We start from the raw sequence: 21,395 nt of genomic DNA, 5'->3' as shown, positions 1-21,395 counted from the left end.
TGAGCTTTCCCGCGGTGGAGGTGAGGCCGTGAGCGTCCCCGTGTCCGAGTACGACGTGCCGGACTTCCGGCCCACCCATGTGGTGCCGCGCTCCGGGCTCTCCACCTGGGAGGCGCCCGACCCGACGCTGCCCACCGTGCCCCTCGACGCCTTCCTGCCGGTGCGGCTCGTGGAGCGGGCCGGCGACTGGGGGCGGGTGCTGTGCTCCAACGGCTGGACCGCATGGGTCGACGCCCGCCTCCTCGTGAGCGTGCCCGACGACCCTCCGGCGGCGGGCGGGCCCCTCGCCAGGACCGCCGACCCCCGACCGCTCATCGCGCGCGCCGAGGACGCGCTGGGCCGCTACCGGCGGGCGGCGGAGGAGCTGGGCGCGGGCCGCCTCGACGGCGAGGCGTTCCGACTGCGGACCCGCGGCCTGCGGGTGGGCATGGTCGTCGACGGTGAGTCGGTGTGGCTGTACGACGCGGAGCACGAGCGCTGGGTGTACTGCGACGGCGTCGGGCTCAGCACGTACGCGGCTTCGGCGGCGCCGTCGGCCGCCCCGTCCGGGGAGCCCGACGGCGAACGGGTGGGCACCGCGCCCCTGGGGCACGAGCCGACCCAGGTGGTGCTGCGCGGCGACCCCGCCGTCGCCGCCGGGCCGCCACCGACCCAGGTCGTGGAGCGGCCCCCGGGACCGGACGGTGAGGGCTGATGGCCGGCGGGGCGCACGGGGACCCGGAGATCCCGGCGGGCCGGCCCTCGGGTCTCGTCGGCAAGGAGATCGCGGGCTACCGGGTGGAGGGCGAGATCGGGCGCGGCGGCATGGCGGTCGTGTACCGGGCGCGGGACCTGCGCCTCGGCCGGACGGTGGCGCTGAAGCTGCTCGCCCCGGAGCTGGCCCGCAACGACACCTTCCGCAAGCGCTTCGCGCACGAGTCGCGGGTCGCCGCCTCGATCGACCACCCGCACATCGTGCCGGTCTTCGAGGCGGGCGAGACGGAGGGCGTGCTGTACATCGCCATGCGGTACGTGGCGGGGCAGGACCTGGTGGCCCTGCTCGACCGCGAGGGGCCGCTGCCGCCGGTGAAGGCGGGCCGGATCGCGGTGCAGGTGGCCTCGGCCCTGGACGCGGCGCACGCGCACGACCTGGTGCACCGGGACGTGAAGCCCGGCAACATCCTGGTCGCCGAGGGCACCGACGGCGACCATCCGGAGCACGTCTACCTGACCGACTTCGGACTGACGAAGAAGTCGCTGTCCCTCACGGGCTTCACGACGGTGGGCGAGTTCGTCGGGACGCTGGACTACGTGGCGCCCGAGCAGATCTCCGGCAAACCGGTGGACGGCCGGTGCGACGTCTACAGCCTGGCGTGCGTGGTCTTCGAGACCCTCGTGGGGGCGCCGCCGTTCCGCCGCGACACCGACTGGGCGGTGCTGTGGGCGCAGCAGTACGATCCGCCGCCCCCGCTCTCCGAGGTGCGGGCGGGGCTGCCTGCGGCGGCGGACGCGGTCTTCGCCAAGGCACTGGCGAAGACCCCCGAGGAGCGGTACGGAACGTGCCTGGAGTTCGTCGCCGAACTGCGCGCCGTCCTGACCGACGCGCCCGCCGCCGACGGCCCGGTGGCGCCCCGAGGCCCCCGTGCCCTCGGCGCACCACCCGCCCCGCCCGCATGGGCGCGCCCGGTCTTCCGCGAACTGGACCCGGGCGGGGCGCGCGGGTGAGGCCGGGTGGCTCCACGACCGGCTGCGGGAGCCCGTGGAGCCGGCCGGCGGGCGGGGGCCCGGCGTGGTGCGGGGCCTCGTCCTCGGCGGTGCCCCACGCACGGTGAGGTGCCCCGGTCACGTGTTCTGGTCGACCTCGCCCTTGCGGTGGACGCGGGAGGCGAGGAGGCCGCCGAGGAAGCCGAAGGCCAGGCCCCAGAGGAGTCCGAAGCCTGCCGTCTTCCAGACGTCCGGGCGGAGCACGACCTCGCCGCCGAGCGAGGCGAGGTCGCCGATGCCGAGGACCGAGAGCCCGAAGTGGGCCTCGACCAGGGTGACCGGTGCGGCGACCAGCATGGTGAGCGCGAAGGCGATGCCCAGGTGCAGGGAGTGCTGCCAGAGCGTGGTCCGGGCCGGGGAGCGGACGGCCGCCACGAAGGCCACGGCCAGCACCAGGACGGCGGCGACGGGCAGCAGCCACCACGCGCGCGCGTCCTGGGCGGCGAGGGAGGACAGGTCGACGGTCGAGAGGTCGGGGCTGTCGCCGTCGCCCCGCAGGACGGCGTCGAGGATCTGCGGCATGGGCAGGCCGAAGGGACCTTCCGCCTTGCCCTGCCAGGAGCCGCCGATGCCCACTCCGAGCGCGAGCCAGGTGACGTTGGGCAGGCCCAGGAGGAGGACGGCGAAGGTCTCCGCGGTGTGGCCCTTGGTCGCCGCGACGACGATCCCGATGACCAGGCCCACGACGACGTACGCGAGGAGCAGCAGGAGCATCGCGAAGGCCGCGGGCCGGACGGGTTCCTGGTAGCGGACGAGCCGGGGCGGCAGCGGGGTCCTGCGGGAGACGAGGAGGGCGACGGCGAGCACGCCGAGGATCCACAGGAGCCCGTAGAAGAGCGTGGGTCCGACGTCGGTGCGGAAGCCGACGGTCGGGTTCACGGCGTCCAGGAGGTCGCCGAAGAGGTCCATGAGGGGGTCCTGGGCGTTGCCGCCGCCGAGGGTGAGGGGGAAGTCGTGGCGGGCGAGGGCCGAGATCCCCGCGAGGGCGGCCAGCCAGAGCACGACGACGCTCGCGGCGCGGAGCAGGAGTTCACGGGCGCTGGTCACCGCGTGGTGGCGCAGGGGGCGCAGGAAGCAGAAACCGGTGACCAATGCGCCCACCAGGGTGACGGTGAGCGGCATGGCGGTCAGTTCGGCCTGGGTGCCGGCGAGGGCGCCCGCGTCGCCGGAGAGTTCGACCTTGCCGCCGGAGGCCATGACGACGACCGCGGCGAGGACGGCGGTGAAGCCGCCGGGGAGATCGGCGGCGCCGGCGGCCCACAGGCCGAGCCCGGCGACCACGCCCATCGCGACGAACCCGGCGACCACGGCGGCCAGGGCCTGGAGGACGACGCGGGCGTAAAGCCCGGCCGGGGGCGCGGACGACCGCGCGGAGGTGGGGAGCCGACTGCTCGTCACCCTGCCCACGCTAGTACCGGGGCCGGGGGTCCGCTTGCGGGCGGAAGGGCTTCCGCTTGCGGACGGGTACCGTTCCGCGCACACAATGGGCGCGGAACGGAAGAAAGGGAAAAAAGTGACTTCCCACCCGCCGTCCGGCCCTCCGTCGGTTCCCCCCGCAGGTCCCCCCTCGGGCCCCCTCTCGGGTCCGAGCACACGCCCGGGAAGCGCCGGTCCCCCACCGCCGCCCGGACCGCCCCACGACGGTTCGGGGGGTGGCGGCGGCCCGTCGGGCGGCGGGGGCGGTGGTGGTGGTTCGTCGGGCGGCGGGGGCGGCGACGGAGGCCCGTCGGGCGGCGGTTCGTCCCGTGCCGGAGGCTCGGGACGCGGCGGTCCCTGGTGGCGCTCCGTCCCGAAGGTCGCCTCGGTCACCGCCGCGCTCGTGGCGGCCGCGGCGCTCGCGGTCGTCCTCACCAACCGCCCCGGCGACAAGGGCGACACGGCGGGATCCGGCGGCGGCGAGGTCTTCCTGCAGAACGCCGCCGCCACCGGCCCTGACCCGTTCACCAAGTCGACGGCCCGCACCAGCAGCAGTTCCGCCCCGCCGGCCTCGCTGCCGCCCCGTACCGCCTCGGCCGTGCCCCAGATGTCGGGGGCGACGCCCGGCCTCTACGGCGGGACGCGGTCGGTCTCCAGTTGCGACGTCGAGCAGCAGGTCCGCTACCTCTCCGCCGAACCCGCGAAGAGCGCCGCCTTCGCCTCGGTCATCGGCATCCCGGCGAACGGCGTCCCGGCGTATCTCCGCTCCCTGACCCCGCTTCAGCTCCGGGTCGACACCCGGGTGACCAACCACGGCTTCCGGAACGGCGCCGCCACCACCTACCAGTCGGTGCTCCAGGCCGGCACGGCGGTCATGGTCGACAGCCACGGCGTGCCCCGGGTCCGCTGCGCCTGCGGCAATCCGCTGACCGGTCCCGTGGCGCAGAAGGCGCCGCGCACGACCGGCACTCCCTGGCAGGGGTACAGCCCCCAGCAGGTCGTCGTGGTGGCGCCCTCGGTGACGGTCGTGAACGTCTTCGTGGTGTACGACCCCCAGGACGACGGCTGGTTCGCGCGGAAGCACGGCGACACCGGCGAGCACGACAAGCCGACGCCGCCGCCTCCCCCGATCTCCCCGTCGGCGTCCCCCTCGACCTCCCTGTCCAGTTCGTCGCCGTCGGTCTCCCCGTTGTCGCCGGTGCCCTGCGTGACGGTGACGGGCGCGGAGACCCCGACGCCGAGCAACGGGATCACGCCGTCGCCGTGCCCCTCGACGCTCTCTCCCCCGACGTCGACGTCCCCTTCCTCCTCCTCACCGCCGCCGCCGTCCGACTCCTCCTCCAGTCCGAGCGACTCGACGCCGTCGACGGAGTCGTCGAGCCCGGAGTCGGCACCGGCCTCCGACAGCTCGGCGGACCTCACGAGCCAGTCCCCGTCGGGCGGCGCACCGAGCACGACGTAGACCGCGCCCCGCACCCCCCGTTGTGGGCGATCGTTCCGCTGGGGGTCAGGCAGGGGTGCGGGGTGCGGTGCCCCGTTCCACCGGGGCGGGGCGCAGGCGGCGGAGCCAGGGGCCGAGCCGCAGGGGGCGGGCCGCCCGCTCCTCCGCGCGCCGCTGCCACATCCGCTCGTCTCGGTCGGTGAAGTGTCCGGACATCGGTCGTCTCCTTCCATGCCACTGGAAGGGAGTCTGTAACCTTATTGGCCCGGGTAGCAGAGCCAATGAGGAGTGATTGGCATGGCAGTGGCACGTGTGGTCCACACTGCGGACCGAACCCTGACGGGCCGCCAGCTCGCGTCGCTCCTCACCCCTCCCCCGGAGGGCCGGTTCGGGTACCGGGAGCTCGCGCGGGCCGTGCGGGAGGCGCTGCTGGACGGCCGGGTGGCGCTGCGCCTGCGGCTGCCGGCCGAGCGTGAGCTCGCCGCGGTGCTCATGGTGAGCCGGACCACCGTGACGGGGGCGTACGACCTGCTGCGGGAGAGCGGTTACGCGCACAGCCGGCGCGGCGCCGGTACGTGGACCGCGCTGCCGGACGGGCAGGCGCCCACCGTTCTCGGGGCCTTCCAGGACGACGCCGGCGCCACCATCGACCTCGCCCTCGCCGCGCCGCCCGCCCCGGAGGCCGAGCTGTCCGCCGCGCTGGCGGAGGCCGCCGCCGAGCTGCCCCGCTACGCCGGATCGCAGGGCTACCACCCGTACGGACTGCCCGCGCTGCGGGCCGCGATCGCCGAGCGCTACACGGCCCGGGGTCTGCCGACCCTCCCGGACCAGATCCTCGTCACCACGGGCGCCCAGCAGGCCGTCTCGCTGGTGCTCGCGCTGCTCGGCCGGGCCGGTGACCGGGTGCTCGCCGAGAACCCCTCGTACGCCAACGCCCTCGACGCGATGCGGGGGCGCATGCTCCGCGTCACGCCGGTCCCGGTGACCGAGGCCGGGTGGGACACCGGGCTCGTCGACGCGGCGCTCCGGCAGACCGCGCCACGTCTGGCCTATCTGATCCCGGACTTCCACAACCCGACCGGCCGGCTCATGCCGGTGGAGCAGCGCCGGGAGCTCGCGCGGTCCGCGCGTGCCACCGGGACCTGGCTGGTGGTCGACGAGACGCTGACGGACATGGCCCTGGACGTGCCCGCGCCGCCGCCGTTCGCCGCGGTGGCCGGTGGGGGCGACGGCGAGCAGATCGTGTCCGTCGGCTCGCTGAGCAAGAGCTGCTGGGGCGGGCTGCGGGTCGGCTGGGTGCGGGCCGCGTCCCGTGTCGTGACCGAGCTGGCCCGGGTACGGATCACTGCCGACCTGGCCGGTTCCGTGCTGGACCAGCTGGTGGCCGTCGCCCTGATGGACCGCCTCGACGTGATCCTGCCGCGGCGCCTCGACGAGCTGCGGCTGCGCCGGGCCGCGCTGGCCGACGCCCTCGCCCGCCATGTGCCGGAGTGGCGGTGGGCGGTGCCGCCGGGCGGGATGTGCCTCTGGATCGACCTGGGCCGGCCGGTCGCGTCCCCCCTCGCGTCCCGGGCCCTGCGGCACGGGGTGCGGGTGGAGGGCGGGGCCCGGTTCGGGGTGGACCCGGGCACGCACGAGCACCGGCTGCGGATCCCGTTCACGCTGCCCGTGGAGGCGTACGAACCGGCGGCGGAGCGGCTCGCGGCGGCCCTGGAAGGGGCCCCGGGGCGCTTCGCCGATCCGGCGCTGCCGGACTGGGTGGCCTGAGGGCGCCCCGCGCGGGCCCATATTCGGGTGCCCTCGGCCGGGGGTCCGTGTACGGTCCATCGAGTGGAACCACTGACCGACAAACAGATCCGCTCGTCCTTCGTGAACTGCACCAAGGGCGAGGCGGCGCGACTCAAGCTGCCCCTCGACTTCGCCGAACTGCCCTGGGAGGACCTGGACTTCCTCGGCTGGGTCGACCCGGGCGCGCCCCTGCGGGCGCACCTGGTCGTGCCGCGCGAGGACGGGCCGCTCGGCGTGACCCTGCGGGTCCCCGCCACCGGCCGGACCAGCGCCGTGAAGTCGAGCATGTGCCAGGTCTGTCTGACCGCGCACGCGTCCTCGGGCGTCACGCTCCTGGTGGCACCGCTGGCCGGCAGCCGCGGCCGCGAGGGGAACACGGTCGGCATCTACGTCTGCGCCGACCTCGCCTGCTCCCTCTACGTCCGGGGCCGGCGGCAGCCGAAGCTGCGCCACCGGCGCCACGAGGAGTCCCTCGACCTCGACGAGCAGGTCGCCCGGCTGACGGGCAACCTGGACGCGTTCCTGGACCGGGTGACGGCGGGCTGAGGAACCGGGACGGTGTCCCGGTGGCTCAGCGGAAGGCCTGCTCGCCGGTCAGCGCCTTGCCGATGACCAGCGAGTGGACCTCGCTCGTGCCCTCGTAGGTGAGCACCGACTCCAGGTTGTTGGCGTGGCGCAGCACCGGGTATTCGAGGGTGATGCCGTTGGCGCCCAGGATCGTGCGGCACTCGCGGGCGATCGCGATCGCCTCGCGGACGTTGTTCAGCTTGCCCACGCTGACCTGCTCGGGGGTGAGCGCGCCCGCGTCCTTGAGGCGGCCGAGGTGGAGGGCGAGGAGCATGCCCTTGCCGAGCTCGACCGACATGTCGGCGAGCTTCTGCTGCGTCAGCTGGTAGGAGGCGAGGGAGCGGGCGAAGACCACCCGGTCCTTGGCGTAGGAGATCGCCGTCTCCAGGCAGTCGCGGGCGGCGCCGAGCGCGCCGAAGACGATGCCGAAACGGGCCTCGTTGAGGCAGCCGAGCGGGCCGGAGAGGCCGCGTGCCTCCGGCAGCATCGCGTCGGCGGGCAGCCGCACGTCCTCGAAGACGAGTTCGCTGGTGACGCTCGCGCGCAGCGAGAGCTTCATCTTGATCTCGGAGGCGCTGAAGCCGGGGGTGCCGGCCGGGACGAGGAAGCCGCGGACGCCGTCCTCGGTGCGCGCCCAGACGACGGCGACGTCGGCCACCGAACCGTTGGTGATCCACATCTTGGTGCCGTTCAGCACCCAGTCGGAGCCGTCCCGCTTGGCGTTGGTCCGCATGGCGCCCGGGTCGGATCCGGCGTCCGGCTCGGTGAGTCCGAAGCAGCCGATGTACTCGCCGGCCGCCATCTTCGGCAGCCAGCGCTGCTTCTGCTCCTCGGAGCCGTACTTCCAGATCGCGTACATGGCGAGGGAGCCCTGCACGGAGACGAGGGAGCGCAGGCCGGAGTCGACGGCCTCCAGCTCCAGACAGGCGAGGCCGTACGCGACGGAGTTGGTGCCCGCGCAGCCGTAGCCCTCCAGGTGCATGCCGAGCACACCGATGCCGCCGAGGGTGCGGGCCAGTTCGCGGGCGGGGATCTCGCCCTTCTCGAACCAGTCGGCGACGTGCGGCCGCAGCTCGCGGTCGGCCACGGCGCGGACGGTGTTCCGGATCTCCCGCTCCTCGTCGGTCAGGAGTCCGTCGACGGCGAGCAGGTCGAAGGGGTGGACGGGGGTGGACGGCGACTTCACGGACGGCCTCCTGGCGACTGTGGCAACTCGGCGAGCCGAAGCGTAGCCCCCGATCGGATATTGGATCCAGTATTGAAAATCCCACATCCGAGCCGTACGGTCCGATTGGATCCAATCTTCAATCGCCTGGATCCGATCTCCAGTTGTTGGATCCACGATCCAGTCGCGTGGATCCAACCTCCGGTTGCCTGGATCCAACCTCCAGTCTCCGATTTCTCCAGCGGGAGCGAGGGAAGCTGCATGCGCGCAGACCAGCCGGACGCACCAGGGGCGCCACCGACGGGCGGAGCCCTGTCCGGGATCGTCGTCGCCGATTTCGGCCGGGTGCTCGCCGGGCCGTACATGACGATGCTCCTCGCCGACCTGGGCGCGGACGTGATCAAGATCGAGCGGCCGGGCTCGGGGGACGACACGCGCGCGTGGGGCCCGCCGTTCGCCGCGGGAGAGGCCACGTACTTCCTCGGCGTCAACCGGAACAAGCGTTCCGTGTCGCTCGACCTCACGGACCCCGAGGACCTGGCCGCGGCGCGCGCGATCGTGGACCGCGCGGACGTCCTCGTCGAGAACTTCCGCCCCGGCACGATGGAGAAGCTCGGCCTCGGGTACGAGGACCTGCGCGCGGGCAACCCGGGCCTCGTCTACTGCTCGGTGACCGGCTTCGGCACCGCCGAGGGCGCCCGGCTGCCGGGCTACGACCTGCTCGTCCAGGCCATGGGCGGTCTCATGAGCGTGACGGGAGAACCGGGCGGGCAGGGCACGAAGACGGGGGTCGCCCTGGTCGACGTCATCACCGGCCTCCACGCCGGCCTCGGCGTGCTCGCCGCCCTGCACCACCGGGAGCGCACCGGCGAGGGCCAGCGGGTCGAGGTCTCCCTGCTCGGCTCCCTCCTCTCGGCGCTCACCAACCAGGCCGCCGCCCACCTCGGGGCCGGGGTCGTGCCGCGCGCGATGGGCAACAGGCACCCGAGCATCGCCCCGTACGAGGTGTTCGAGGCGCGGGACCGGCCGCTGGTCCTCGCCGTGGGCAACGACCGGCAGTTCGGGGCGCTGTGCGAGCGGCTCGGCCTGCCGGAGCTCGCCGGGGACCCCCGCTTCGCGACGAACACGGCCCGGGTCGCCCACCGGGAGGAGCTGGTCGAGGCCCTGACCGGCCCGCTCGGCACCCGTACCGCCGACGCCTGGTTCGAGGAGCTCACCGGGGCCGGCGTGCCCTGCGGGCCGATCAACGACCTGGCGGCCGCCTTCGACCTCGCCGACCGGCTCGGGCTCGCGCCGCGCGTCCCCGAGTCCGCGGCCGGCCCCGGTCAGGTCGCCCACCCGATCCGACTCGACGCCACTCCGCCCTCCTACCGCACCGCTCCCCCGCGCCTGGGCGAGCACACGGACGACGTGCTGTCGGAGCTGGGGCGAGTTGTCCACAGGGCGGCGGCGGCGGACGGCGGGGCGTAGGAAGATGGTCGCCGCCGGTGGCGGGGTCCACCGGCGGCGACGTGAGGGAACGGAGGGTCACAGGCGATGAGCAGCGCGGTGCAGAAGCGGCGGCCGCAGACCGCCCAGCAGTTCGTCCTGGAGGAGCTGCGGCGCGCCATCACCACCGGGGAGCTCAGGCCCGGCGGCCCGATCCGCCAGGAGGCCCTGGCGGCGCGGTTCGAGGTGAGCCGGGTGCCGCTCCGGGAAGCCCTGAAGGCCCTGGAGGCGGAGGGCCTGGTGGTCCATCACGTCCACCGGGGCTACTTCGTCGCGGAGCTCTCCCTGGACGACCTGGAGGAGATCTACCGCATCCGCGAGCTCCTGGAGACCGAGGCGGTCCGCATGGCCGTCCGGTGGATGCCTGAGGGCACGGTCGCCACGCTCGAACGGATCCAGCGGAAGGTGGAACGGGCCGCCGAGGAAGGGGACGTGGCCGCGATGGCGGCGGCGAACCGGCTCTTCCACTTCACCCTGATCGAGGCGTCCGGGATGCCGCGCCTCGTCCGCCTCATCACGACCCTGTGGGACGCCACCGACGCGTACCGCTCGCTGTACTACACCGAGTCGCCGCACCGGAAGCAGGCCATACGGGAGCACCGGGCCGTGATCTCCGCGCTCCGCCACGGCGACGAGGAGGGCGCCGTCCGCTGGCTCGACGAGCACCGGGCCCACGCGGTGGCCGCGCTGCGCAAGGTCCTTGACGTGAGAGCCCCGGAAGAGGACTGACCTCAGGACCGCAGAGCCTCAGGACCGCAGAGCCTCAGGGCCTCAGGGCCTCAGGGCCTCAGGACCGCAGAGCCTGAGGCCCCCAGGGCTCACCCGGAGGTGCCGGGCCCGGCACCCGCGCGCCGGACCGCGCCGGCGGCGACGAGGAGCGCGGCCACGACGGCCAGGGCCCAGGGGGCGCTGTCGGCCGCGTACAGCGGGTCCGTGAACATACTGGCGGCCACGAGCCCCAGGAACGCGCCCGACGCGAGGAACCCGGTGCCGCCCGGCATGGCGTCCGCGGTCCGCCAGTTCCTGCGCGGGATCCACAGCCGCAGCAGCTCCACGGTCACGGCCAGGGACACCAGGCGGGTCGCGACGGCGCACCACAGGGGTGTCGCGTCCGTCTCGCCCGCACCGGACACCGCGGTCATGCCGAAGAAGACGACCGGCACCAGCCAGCCGAGGCTCGCCCGGATGCCGGGCGTCGACGGGAACGCGGAGGCCTTCGCCCCCTCGCGGTCCTCGCCGCCCTCTCGTACCTTCGCGTCTCCCTCCCCGTCCGCATGCGCCTCCGCATCCGCTCCCGTCTTCGGCCCCGACCCCGGCTCCGGGTCCGGGGCGCGAGGGGCCGGGATCGCCGGCGGCACGTCCGGGACCGGGCGGAGGGCCCGGGAGCGCGCCCGGCGGTCGCGGAACCCGAGATCGCCGTACAGGTCGACGTGGGCGGCCAGTTCGGCCCGGAGCGCGATCAGCCGCTCCGCCATCTCGTCGAACTCGGCCCTGCGCCGCGCGGCCTCCTCCCCCGCCTCGCGCTGGGCACCGGTCAGCACCGCCAGGCGCTCCGCGTGGAGCTGTCCGGCTTCGGCGCGGGCGGCCCCGGCGGCCTTGGGGACCTCGGCGAGTTCCGCCTGGAGGCGCACCCGCTCGTTCTCGATGATCTCCTCGATGCGGTGCCGCTCGTCCGGGGGCAGTTCCTTCGGCGCACGGGCCTCCGCCCTGGCGACGGCGCTCCGCCGCCACTCCGTCAACGGCCTGCCACGGTGCTCGCCGATGCCGTTGATGTGGACCTTGCGGCCCTGGGTGCGGTGGATGTAGAGCACCTCGCCGCCGCGGCCGTTGGGGGCCTTGCCCCAGCTGACCCGCTTGAAGTCCGCGGCCGTCCTGATTCCCTGTGCGGCGAGGTCGCGGACGAGTCCGCTGCCGATGCCGTTCACCTCGCTCGCCGTCAGGCGCGTGCCGTGCAGCGACCGTTCGATCGATTCGCGGCGCAGGACGGCGAGCGCCCGGCGCTCCTGGCCGACGCGCTTGTCGTCCAGGCCGTTCAGACGGCCGGTGAGGGACCGCTCGCTCCTGGCCTGCTTCTCGTGGACGCGCTGCAGGGCCTTGCCGTGTCGCGCCTGGGCGCGGGCCCGTTCCCCGGCTTCGCGGTTCAGGCGCCGCCGGTCCGCGAGCTCGAACGGGCGGCGTTCCGCCAGGAGGCGGCGATGGGCGCCGACCGACTCGACGAGCCGTCGTCGCTCGGCGCGTATCTCCGCCGGATCGGTGGCCTGGAGGGGAGTGGTGCTGTCGATCACAGGTGACTCTTCAGGTGACTCGTGAGAAGCAGGAGGTCCCATTATCGCCAAGCGTTTCTCGCCAACGCGCCGCCCCCGGGGCGCGTACGGGCCGGCGTCCCACCGCCCTCCCGACCGCTCCCGCCCGCGGTGGAACCGATCGCGTCACCCCATGTGACGTCCCGTTCGGCGAGACAGTGACGTCCGTATCGCGGACGCGACTTGTATGTCGGCGGTCGCCGGGGCAAGGATGCGCGCATGACTCCCGCCCTCGTCTCCCGCCGCCACGTGGATCTTCTGCGTGTCTCGGGGATGTCGTGTCGGTTCGAGTCCTGTTGTCGCGCGGCCTGTTGCTGAGCCCTCTCCCGGCTCTCCGCACCTCCTCCCACCGTCGGCCGTCACCTCACGGCGCCGACCGCCTCCGCCGCTCCCGACGCTCACGGGCCCGCGTTCCCGGGCCCGAACTCACCGGTCCTCTTTCACACCCCCGCGCCTGACGCGGTGCCGCGCGCACCCGTCGCCGCTCCGTTCTTCCCCGAGGTACGTCCGCATGTCCTCTTCCACCGCCCCCGTCCTGCACTGGTTCCTGCCGACCGGCGGCGACGGCCGCGACCCCGGCGGGGTCACCGCCGTCCAGGGCCGTTCCGCCGGCGCCACCCGCCGCGGCGTCGGCCTCGGCTATCTGGCGCAGGTGGCCCGCGCCGCCGAACAGGCGGGATTCGCAAAGCTGTTGACCCCCGTGGGGCTCGGCTGTGTGGATCCTTGGGTCCTGACGTCGGCCGTCGCCGCGGTGACGGAGCGGATCGGCTTCCTCGTCGCGTTCCGCGCGGGCCTCGCCCAGCCCACGCTGATCGCGCAGCAGGCGGACACCTTCCGGCGCCTCTTCGGCGACCGCGTCGCGCTGAACGTGGTCACCGGCGGCGACCCGGTCGAGCAGAAGGCGTACGGCGACCACCTCCCGAAGGACGAGCGGTACGTCAGGACGGGCGAGCTCATGGGCGTGGTCCGCGAGCTGCTCGACGGCGCGACCGTCACGCTGGACGGACGTCATGTGCGGGTGCGGGAGGCCCGCTTGACGGCGCCCTCCGTCGAGACCCCCGTGCCCCTGTACTTCGGCGGCGCCTCCCCCGAGGCCGAGGAGGTCGCGGCGCGCCACGCCGAGGTGCAGCTGCTGTGGGGCGAGCCCCCGGCCGCCGTCGCGGAACGCGTCGCCCGGGTACGGGCCAAGGCCGCGCGGGCGGGCCGCGCCCTGCGCTTCGGCCTCCGCCTCCACGTCATCAGCCGGGACACCTCGGCCGAGGCCTGGCAGGAGGCCGACCGCATCCTCGCCGGCTTCGACCCGGCGGCGGTCCGCGCCTCGCAGGAACGGTTCGCCCGTATGGACTCCACCGGGCAGGCCCGGATGACCGCGCTGCACGGCGGTTCCGCCGAGAACCTGACCGTCGCGCCCAACCTGTGGGCGGGCATCGGACTCGTGCGCGAAGGCGCGGGGACGGCACTCGTCGGCTCGCACGACGAGGTCGCGCGGCGGCTCTTCGAGTACGGGCAGGCCGGCATCGACGAGTTCGTCCTCTCCGGCTACCCGCACCTCGAAGAGGCCTACCGCGTCGGCGAGGAGGTGGCGCCCCGGCTGCGCGTGCTGACCGAGGCGGCGGCCGGGAAGGCGGCGGCATGACCGCCGCCCTCGAGACCACGGACGGCCGGTCCCCGCGCGGCACCGAGAGCGGCGTCGGACCGGAGGCCGAGGCGGCCGCCCGTGCGGTCCCCGCCTCCGTACGCCCGGTCCGCCGCGCCTGGGCCGGGGTCGCGGCGCTGCGCTGGGCCGCGCTGCGGCTCCTCGCGCTCGCCGTGCTCCTCGCCGCCTGGCAGGCCGTGGTCGCCGCGGGCGTCTGGCCACGGGTCCTCGTCCCGTCCCCCGGTGACGTGTGGGAGGCCTTCGTGCGGGCGTCGACCGTCCACGACGGGGTACGCGGCATCAGCGGCCACCTGCTCGTCGAGCATCTCGCGGTCTCCCTGCGCCGGATCGCCGTCGGCACGGGCTACGCGGCGCTCGTCGGCGTCCCGCTGGGACTGCTGATCGGCGTGGTGAAGCCGCTCGCCGTGGTCCTGGAGCCCGCCGTCACGTTCCTGCGCACGCTGCCCCCGCTGGCGTACCTCTCGCTCCTGGTCATCTGGTTCGGCATCGACGAGTCCCCGAAGATCTGGCTGCTGCTGATCGCCGCCCTCCCACCCGTCGCTGCGGCCGCGGCGGCCGCCGTACGGGGCGTCCCCGCCGACCTCGTCGAGGCGGGACGGGCCCTGGGCGCGGGGCCGGTGGCGCTGCTGTTCTCCATCCGGCTGCCCGCCGCGCTGCCGGAGATCCTCACCGGGGTACGGATCGCCGTCGGCATCGCGTACACCTCGGTCGTCGCCGCCGAGACCATCAACGGCGTCCCCGGGATCGGCGGCATGATCCGGGACGCCCAGCGCTACAACCAGACCGACGTCGTCATCGCCGGCATCATCGCGATCGGCCTCTCCGGGATCGTCCTCGACGCGCTGTTCAAGGGTATTGAGCGAGCCGCCGTCCCTTGGCGCGGCCGCGCCTGACCGCCCCCGGCGCACCCCCCTTTCCCTCCCTCCCGTCCTCTCCCGTCCTCCGAAGGAACCGTCATGCCCTCGTCCCGTCGCGGCGCCGTCCTCGCGGCCTCCGCCACCGCCCTTCTGCTCGCCCTGTCCACCACCGCCTGCGGAACGGGCGGCGACGAGGGCGAGGCCGGCAAGGTCCGGGTGCGCATCGCCTACCAGGCGATCCCCAACGCCGATCTGGTCGTGAAGAACCAGAAGCTGCTGGAGAAGGCCCTGCCGGACGCCGAGGTGTCCTGGGTGAAGTTCGACTCGGGCGGCGACGTCAACACCGCCGTGATCGCCGGGGCCGTGGATCTCGGGCTCCTGGGGTCGAGCCCGGTCACCAAGGGACTCTCGGCACCGCTGGACATCCCGTACAAGGTGCTGTGGATCCACGATCTGATCGGCGACAACGAGGCCCTCGTCGCCAAGAAGGACATCGCTTCCGTCGCCGCCCTCAAGGGCCGGAAGATCGCCACCCCCTTCGGCTCGACCTCCCACTACTCCCTGCTCGTGGCCCTGGAGTCGGCCGGGCTGAAGGCCTCGGACGTGACGCTCGTCGACCTCCAGCCGCAGGACGCGCTCGCGGCCTGGCAGCGGGGCGACATCGACGCCGCCTATGTGTGGACCCCGAGCCTGACCGAGCTGGAGAAGGACGGAAAGGTGCTGGTCACCAGCCGTACGATCGCGGAGCGGGGCAAGCCGACCGCCGATCTGGGCGTGGTCACCGACTCGTTCGCCGCCGCGCACCCGGAGGTCGTCGACGCCTGGGTGAAGGCGGAGGACCAGGCCGTGAAGCTGGCCAAGAGCGACCCCTCGAAGGCGGCCGCCTCCATCGGCGCCGAGCTCGGCATCGGCCCGGAGGACGCCCGGAAGCAGCTCGCCGAGCTGGTCCTGCTCTCCGCGAAGGAGCAACAGGGCGCGCAGTACCTCGGCAGGCCGGGGGCCCCGGGCGCGCTCGCGGCGAACCTCCACGACGCCGCCGTCTTCCTCAAGGGGCAGAAGGCGATCGACGCCGTGCCCGGCCAGGCGGACTTCGCGAAGTCCCTCGCGGTGAAGGAGCTCGCCCGTGCCGCCCGCTGAGACCGGGACTCCCGCTGAGACCGCGGCCGAAACCGGGGCCGAGACCGAAACCGAGACCGAGACCGAGGCCCGGACCAAGACCGGGACCGGGACCGGGGTTGAGACCGGGACCGATGGCGCCGACATCGAGCTCGCGGGCGTCGATGTCCGGTACGGCTCCGCCAAGGCGCCCGTCGTCGCGGTCTCCGGGGTGTCCCTGTCCGTGGACCCCGGCGAGTTCGTGGTCCTGGTCGGCCCCTCGGGCTGCGGCAAGACGACGCTGCTGCGTCTGGTGGCCGGGTTCGAGCGGCCCGCGACCGGAACCGTGGAGGTGCGCCGGAAGGTCGGCGTCGTCTTCCAGCAGCCCCGGCTGTTCCCTTGGCGCACGGTGGGCGGGAACCTCGCCTTCGCCCTGGCACGGCACGGCGTGGCCCGCACCGAACGGGCCGCGCGGATCGAGGAGTTGCTGTCCCTGGTCGGCCTCTCCGGCATGGCGGGCCGGCGGACCTGGGAGCTGTCGGGCGGGCAGCGGCAGCGGGTGGCGATCGCCCGGGCGCTGGCGGTGGAGCCCCAGATCCTGCTGATGGACGAGCCGTTCGCCGCCCTGGACGCGCTCACCCGGGAGCGCCTCCAGGAGGAGGTGCGCACCCTGGCGTCGACGAGCGGCACGACCGTCCTGTTCGTCACGCACTCCGCCGAGGAGGCCGTCCTCCTCGGCTCCCGGGTCCTGGTGATGGCGGCCGGCCCCGGTCGCGTGGTCGTCGAGGTGCCGGTGCCCCTCCCCCGCGAGCCGGGCACGGACGTGGCCTCCCTGCGCGGCGACCCGGCCTTCGCCGCCCTGCGGGCGGAGCTGGCGGCGGCGACGCGGAGCTCGGCGGCGGCCTGACGGCGCCGGACCGGAGGCCTGACGGTCCCCGACCCGGCGGCCTGGCGGTCCCGGAGCGGCCGCCTGACGGTCCCCGACCCGGCGGGCCTGGCGGGCCGGGCCGGCCGCCCGACGGTTCGCGGACCGCCGGCCTGACGCTTCCCGGCCGATGCCCGTCGGTGATCGTGGCCCGCGCGGCGTGCGGGGGCTGCGGTTACCCTTGCGCCGGACGCGAGGAGGAACCATGGCGCGGATGCCGTCGGCCGAACGACGCAGACAGCTGGTCGAGGCGGCGATCAGGGCGATGACCAGGGACGGTGTCGCCCGGACCACGACCCGGTCGATCTGCGCCGAGGCGGGGGTGTCGCTGAGCGTCTTCCACTACTGCTTCGACTCCAAGCAGGCGCTCCTGGAAGCGGCGATCGAGACGATCACCGGGAACTACGTGACGCGCGTGATGGCGGCGGTCGAGCCGGGTGCGACGCTCCGCGACACCGTCCGGGGTGCTCTGCAGACGTACTGGGACCACGTCACGGCACACCCCGGCGAACACATGCTCACGTACGACCTCACGCAGTACGCCCTGCGGGAGCCGGGGTTCGAGCATCTGGCGCGCGCCCAGTACGAGCAGTACGTGGCGTCGGCCGCGGCGCTGATCGATCAGGTCAGCGAGGTGCGGGGGCAGGAACCCCGGGTGCCGGTGGAGGTGCTCGCGCGGTACCTGGCGGCGGCGATCGACGGGCTCACCCTGCAGTTCCTGGTCCTCGGCGACGGACGGGTCGCCGCCGATCACCTGGATCTGACGGCCGATCAACTCGTGAGGCTGATCGAGGGTTGATACCCCCTGCGGGACCAGGGAATTCATCAACAGGTCATTTGACCCGGACTCTTGACTCGTACCTCCGGTAACGCGATCCTCGGGGCGCCCGGTACACCCCCACCGTCCGGAGGCATCGCAGAACATGACTCGACCCTTCTCGCGCAGGGCCGGCGGAAGATCCGCCCTCCTGGCGCTGTTCCTCGCCCTCGCCGCGGTGCTGTTCGGCTCCGCTCCGGTCCCCGCCGCCGCCGGCGGCACGTGGTGGGAAGCCACGTCCCGGCCCGCGCCCGACTCGCAGATCAACGTCACGGGTGAGCCGTTCAAGGGAACGGACGCCCAGGGGAAGGTGCGCGGGTTCGTCGACGCGCACAACCACCTGATGTCCAACGAGGGCTTCGGCGGCCGGATGATCTGCGGGGCGACGTTCTCGCAGGCGGGTGTCGCCGACGCCCTCAAGGACTGTCCCGAGCACTACCCGGACGGCTCGGGGGCGCTCTTCGAGCACCTGACGGGCGGTGACAACGGGAAGCACGACCCGGTCGGCTGGCCCACGTTCAAGGACTGGCCCGCCCACGACTCGCTGAGCCACCAGCAGAACTACTACGCCTGGGTCGAGCGCGCCTGGCGCGGCGGGCAGCGGGTCCTCGTCAACGACCTGGTGACCAACGGGCTGATCTGCTCGCTCCTGCCCCGGGACCGCACCTGCGACGAGATGACCGCGATCCGTCTGGAGGCCCGCAGGACGTACGAGCTGCAGGACTACGTCGACGGGATGTACGGCGGCCCCGGCAAGGGCTGGTTCCGGATCGTCACCAGCGCCGATCAGGCCCGTTCGGTGATCGAGCAGGGGAAGCTCGCCGTCGTCCTCGGGGTGGAGACCTCGGAGCCCTTCGGCTGCAAGCAGATCCTCGACGTCGCCCAGTGCGGCCAGGCGGACATCGACAAGGGGCTCGACGAGCTGTACGCGCTCGGCGTGCGCAGCATGTTCCTCTGCCACAAATTCGACAACGCGCTCTGCGGCGTCCGCTTCGACAGCGGAACGACGGGGGTGGCGGTCAACATCGGCCAGTTCCTGTCCACGGGCACCTTCTGGGCCACCGAGAAGTGCGCGGGCCCCCAGCACGACAACCCGATCGGTCTCGCCGCCGCGCCGGCCGCGATGGCCGAGAAGCTGCCGGCCGGTGTGAGCGTCCCCTCGTACGCCTCGGACGCCAAGTGCAACACCCGCGGGCTCACACGGCTCGGGGAGTACGCCCTGAAGGGCATGATCCAGCGCGGCATGATGCTGGAGCTCGACCACATGAGCGTCAAGGCCGCCGGGCGGGCGCTGGACATCCTGGAGGCCGAGGAGTACCCCGGCGTCCTGTCCAGCCACAGCTGGATGGACCTGGACTGGACCGAGCGGCTCTACCGTCTCGGCGGTTTCGCCGCCTCGTACATGCACAGTGCCGAGGGCTTCGTCGGCGAGGCGGCGCAGAAGGCGGAACTGCGGAAGAAGTACGGGGTCGGGTTCGGCTACGGCACGGACATGAACGGGGTCGGCGGCTGGCCGGGCCCGGTCGGGGCGGGCGCGCCGAACGCGGTGAAGTACCCCTTCCGCAGCTTCGACGGCGGCTCGGTCCTGGACCGTCAGGTCACCGGTGAACGCACCTGGGACCTCAACGTCGACGGTGCCGCGCACAACGGTCTCGTGCCGGACTGGATCGAGCAGATCCGGCTCACCCCCGGCGGTCAGGGCGTCGTGGACGAGCTGTCGCGGGGAGCGGAGTCGTACCTGACCACCTGGAAGCGGACCGAGGTCCACGAGCCGGGCGTGAACCTCGCGGCCGGGCAGCCGGTGTCGGCCAGCACCACCCAGTGGTGGAACCCCTTCGTGAACTTCTCGCCGGGGCTCACGGTCGACGGCGACACGGGGACCCGCTGGGCCAGCGAGTGGTCGGACGACCAGTGGCTGCGGGTGGACCTGGGCTCGGTGCGCCGGGTCGGGCGGGTCACGCTCGACTGGGAGCGGGCCTACGCGCGCGCGTACCGGATCGAGCTGTCGGACGACGGTACGACCTGGCGGAACGTGTGGTCCACGGACGCGGGTGACGGCGGCTACGACACGGCGGAGTTCGCCTCGCAGCCGGCCCGTTATGTGCGGGTCCACGGGGTGCAGCGGGCCACGGACTGGGGCTACTCGCTCTACGAGGTGGTCGTCAACAGGTCCTGAGCGTACGGAGGAGGGGGCCTGCCGGATCGGATCCGGCAGGCCCCCTCCCCGTTTGCCCGGGAGCCCTACAGGGCGCGGCAGAGCAGGGCGTCGGGGGTCTTCCCCTTGGCCCAGGCGCCGGTGAAGGCGATCCCGGCCGCGTACTCCCCGGTGGCGCACTGGCCCTTGTAGTCGCCCTCGGCGAACTCGCCGCCGGGGTTTCCGGCGGGGCGGTTGTCGCCGCGGTCGAACCAGACCGTGCGGCCCGTCACCGGCAGGGCGCGGGAGGCGGCGGCGCACAGGACGGCGGAGACGGCCTGGCCGCGCACGCTGTAGCCGGTCATGAACCGGTCGCGGGGGCACTGGAGTTTGGTGTAGCCGCCCGCCCAGTCGCCCTCCTTGACGTACCGTTCGTCGGTCACGACGGTGGGTCCGGCCGCCGGGTCGGCGAGCCGGGCGGCTCCCGCGTCCGTGCACAGGCCGCGTCCGTCGCGGTGGGCGAGGCCGACGAGCCGCTGCCCGTCGGGGCAGACGCCCTTGCGGGCGCCCTGGTCCCAGTCGCCCCGGGCCCGGGTGCGGAGGGACTGCACCGCGTCGGCGTGGTCGAGGTTCAGCATGTCCCAGGTCTCGGCGGCCGGCACGGGTCCGGTGAGTGCGGGGGCGGTGACGAGCCGTCGCCAGTCGGCCGCGCGCCAGTCGTCGCCGTCGAGGATGCCGGAGCGGCGGCCCCCGGTGTCGTAGTCGAGGAGCTTCCAGCGTCCGTGGCCGGTGAAGCCGACGAGCGGCCAGTAGGCGAAGTCGGTGTCGTTCGCGATGAGGTAGTCGACGAAGTTGCCGAACCAGGCGCGGGCCTGGGGGTTCGTCTCGTCGGCGCCGATGCCGAACTCGCTGATCCACACGGGCGCGGTGTAGTGCCGGCCGGTGTCGGCGGCGACGAAGAAGGCCTGGCGGCGCAGGGTCGCGAAGAGTTCGTCGCGGGAGAGTTCCTGGTAGCGCCAGTCGTGGGTCTCGCCGGTGCCGGTCGCGCCGGTGTGGTTCGGGCCCGTGTAGCCGTAGAAGTGGGCCGAGTAGACGAGTTTGTCCGAGGCGACGAGGGTGTGGGAGAGGGTACGGGTGGGCTCCAGGGTCGGCCGCCAGTGGAAGAACCCGTCGGCGGGGATGCCCTGCCAGTTGATGCCCTCGACGATGACGAGGAGGTCGGGGTTCGCCTCGGTGAGGATCCGGTCGCCGAGGCGCTGGGTGGCCGTCCACCAGTCGCGGTCGTCGCCCCAGCCCCAGTTGGCGTCGTCCGTGATGGTGCGGCGCACCTCGTTGTAGAGGTCGGCTCCCACGACCCGCTTGTTGCCCCGGTAGCGCTTGGCCAGGAAGAGCCAGTCGTTCTCCCACTGGGCGGTGCTCTGGCTGGTGTTCCAGCGTTCGTTGCCGTCGAGTCCACAGCAGAAGCGGGAGGTGTCGGTGTGGTTGTTCAGGACGACGGCGAAGCCCTCGGCGGTGGTGGCGGCGATCACCGCGTCGAAGACCTGGAGCGGGGTCTTGCCCCGCAGCTGCGGGTTGGCGGCGACGGCCGCGTCGGGGACGGGCCGCTGGTCGTGGACCATCTCGTTGGAGAACGGCAGGCGGATGCTGTTGATGCCGAGGGCGTGGAAGTCGGCGAGGATCGTCGCGACCGGCGCGCGGTCGAGGCCGAGGGGCATCTGGTCGGACTTCTCCGCGTCGTGGTGGTTCGCGGGGTCGGCCTGGTCGCCGGATCCGGTCCACGAGCCCTGTGCGCCGTGCCAGTTGGCGGACTTGAGTTTGAAGCGGTCTCCGTTCGCGTCGACGATGTAGCGGCCCTGGGTACGGAGCGGGGGCTGCCAGCCGTCGGCGAGGGCGGCCCCCGCCGGGGCGGGTTCGGTCGCGGAAGCGGGTGCCGCCGCCGGTGCTCCGGCAGCCAGGAGGGCCGCGGCGAGCGCGGCCCCCAGAAGTGTTCTCTTCACGA

18 protein-coding genes are annotated in these 21,395 nt (G+C 73.6%); 13 read left to right on the top strand and 5 right to left on the bottom strand.

The genetic code is table 11. The features are described from left to right. Positions 1–28: 28 nt before the first annotated feature. Together BLW86_RS33910 and BLW86_RS33905 are read left to right on the top strand one after the other, a co-directional pair. Positions 29–694 (top strand): SH3 domain-containing protein, encoded by a 666-nt coding sequence (locus tag BLW86_RS33910; RefSeq protein ID WP_093877556.1) that lies wholly within the window; start codon positions 29–31, stop codon positions 692–694. Continuing rightward, positions 694–1,704: a serine/threonine-protein kinase gene (locus tag BLW86_RS33905; protein ID WP_093877555.1), complete on the top strand. Its 1,011-nt coding sequence runs from the start codon at positions 694–696 to the stop codon at positions 1,702–1,704. The genes BLW86_RS33910 and BLW86_RS33905 overlap by 1 nt, the downstream gene beginning before the upstream one ends. A gap of 117 nt (positions 1,705–1,821) precedes the next feature. Here BLW86_RS33905 and BLW86_RS33900 read toward each other — a convergent pair whose 3' ends face one another. Next, positions 1,822–3,141: a streptophobe family protein gene (locus tag BLW86_RS33900; RefSeq protein WP_371129639.1), complete on the bottom strand. Its 1,320-nt coding sequence runs from the start codon at positions 3,139–3,141 to the stop codon at positions 1,822–1,824. Positions 3,142–3,256: 115 nt separating this feature from the next. On the opposite strand from BLW86_RS33900, the gene BLW86_RS33895 reads away from it, so the two are divergent. Further along, positions 3,257–4,621, top strand: a complete 1,365-nt coding sequence (locus BLW86_RS33895) for a DUF6777 domain-containing protein (RefSeq protein ID WP_371129638.1) — start codon at positions 3,257–3,259, stop codon at positions 4,619–4,621. A gap of 45 nt (positions 4,622–4,666) precedes the next feature. Here BLW86_RS33895 and BLW86_RS42240 read toward each other — a convergent pair whose 3' ends face one another. Continuing rightward, positions 4,667–4,816, bottom strand: a complete 150-nt coding sequence (locus tag BLW86_RS42240) for a hypothetical protein (RefSeq protein ID WP_177181829.1) — start codon at positions 4,814–4,816, stop codon at positions 4,667–4,669. A gap of 81 nt (positions 4,817–4,897) precedes the next feature. Here BLW86_RS42240 and BLW86_RS33890 point away from each other — a divergent pair, with 81 nt between their 5' ends. Then, positions 4,898–6,367, top strand: coding sequence for a MocR-like transcription factor YczR (locus BLW86_RS33890; protein ID WP_093877552.1), 1,470 nt, complete (start codon positions 4,898–4,900; stop codon positions 6,365–6,367). A gap of 63 nt (positions 6,368–6,430) precedes the next feature. Next, positions 6,431–6,934: an FBP domain-containing protein gene (locus tag BLW86_RS33885; protein ID WP_093877551.1), complete on the top strand. Its 504-nt coding sequence runs from the start codon at positions 6,431–6,433 to the stop codon at positions 6,932–6,934. A 25-nt stretch (positions 6,935–6,959) separates the two neighbouring features. Here the strand turns inward: BLW86_RS33885 and BLW86_RS33880 are convergent, their stop codons facing one another. After that, positions 6,960–8,141, bottom strand: coding sequence for an acyl-CoA dehydrogenase family protein (locus BLW86_RS33880; RefSeq protein ID WP_093877550.1), 1,182 nt, complete (start codon positions 8,139–8,141; stop codon positions 6,960–6,962). A 240-nt stretch (positions 8,142–8,381) separates the two neighbouring features. Here BLW86_RS33880 and BLW86_RS33875 point away from each other — a divergent pair, with 240 nt between their 5' ends. Continuing rightward, the gene (locus BLW86_RS33875) at positions 8,382–9,590 is read left to right on the top strand and encodes a CaiB/BaiF CoA transferase family protein (protein WP_093877549.1); all 1,209 of its coding nucleotides are present in this window, start codon (positions 8,382–8,384) and stop codon (positions 9,588–9,590) included. Between the two features lie 66 nt (positions 9,591–9,656). Continuing rightward, positions 9,657–10,337, top strand: coding sequence for a GntR family transcriptional regulator (locus BLW86_RS33870; protein ID WP_093877548.1), 681 nt, complete (start codon positions 9,657–9,659; stop codon positions 10,335–10,337). A gap of 89 nt (positions 10,338–10,426) precedes the next feature. Here BLW86_RS33870 and BLW86_RS33865 read toward each other — a convergent pair whose 3' ends face one another. Then, positions 10,427–11,893: a hypothetical protein gene (locus BLW86_RS33865; RefSeq protein WP_093877547.1), complete on the bottom strand. Its 1,467-nt coding sequence runs from the start codon at positions 11,891–11,893 to the stop codon at positions 10,427–10,429. Positions 11,894–12,422: 529 nt separating this feature from the next. Between BLW86_RS33865 and BLW86_RS33860 the strand changes: the two genes are divergently transcribed. The 6 genes from BLW86_RS33860 (at position 12,423) to BLW86_RS33835 (ending at position 19,438) form a co-directional block, all read left to right on the top strand. Continuing rightward, complete coding sequence (locus tag BLW86_RS33860; RefSeq protein ID WP_093877546.1) at positions 12,423–13,547, top strand: LLM class flavin-dependent oxidoreductase; 1,125 nt, start codon at positions 12,423–12,425, stop codon at positions 13,545–13,547. Next, positions 13,544–14,461 carry an ABC transporter permease gene (locus BLW86_RS33855; RefSeq protein WP_093877545.1) on the top strand — a complete coding sequence of 306 codons (918 nt, stop codon included), beginning with the start codon at positions 13,544–13,546 and terminating at the stop codon, positions 14,459–14,461. The genes BLW86_RS33860 and BLW86_RS33855 overlap by 4 nt, the downstream gene beginning before the upstream one ends. Positions 14,462–14,524: 63 nt before the next feature. Next, positions 14,525–15,562 (top strand): taurine ABC transporter substrate-binding protein, encoded by a 1,038-nt coding sequence (locus BLW86_RS33850; RefSeq protein ID WP_093877544.1) that lies wholly within the window; start codon positions 14,525–14,527, stop codon positions 15,560–15,562. A 124-nt stretch (positions 15,563–15,686) separates the two neighbouring features. Further along, on the top strand, positions 15,687–16,427 hold the full coding sequence (locus tag BLW86_RS33845) for an ABC transporter ATP-binding protein (protein WP_093879019.1): 741 nt from the start codon (positions 15,687–15,689) through the stop codon (positions 16,425–16,427). A gap of 223 nt (positions 16,428–16,650) precedes the next feature. Beyond that, on the top strand, positions 16,651–17,244 hold the full coding sequence (locus BLW86_RS33840) for a TetR/AcrR family transcriptional regulator (protein WP_093877543.1): 594 nt from the start codon (positions 16,651–16,653) through the stop codon (positions 17,242–17,244). Between the two features lie 124 nt (positions 17,245–17,368). Then, positions 17,369–19,438 (top strand): galactose-binding domain-containing protein, encoded by a 2,070-nt coding sequence (locus tag BLW86_RS33835; protein WP_093877542.1) that lies wholly within the window; start codon positions 17,369–17,371, stop codon positions 19,436–19,438. A 65-nt stretch (positions 19,439–19,503) separates the two neighbouring features. Here BLW86_RS33835 and BLW86_RS33830 read toward each other — a convergent pair whose 3' ends face one another. Then, positions 19,504–21,393: a glycoside hydrolase family 5 protein gene (locus BLW86_RS33830; protein WP_093877541.1), complete on the bottom strand. Its 1,890-nt coding sequence runs from the start codon at positions 21,391–21,393 to the stop codon at positions 19,504–19,506. Positions 21,394–21,395: the final 2 nt, after the last annotated feature.

It is taken from the genome of Streptomyces sp. TLI_105 (genome assembly GCF_900105415.1).
Taxonomy (GTDB): Bacteria; Actinomycetota; Actinomycetes; order Streptomycetales; family Streptomycetaceae; genus Streptomyces.
This window is presented reverse-complemented; position numbering and strand designations above follow the sequence as displayed.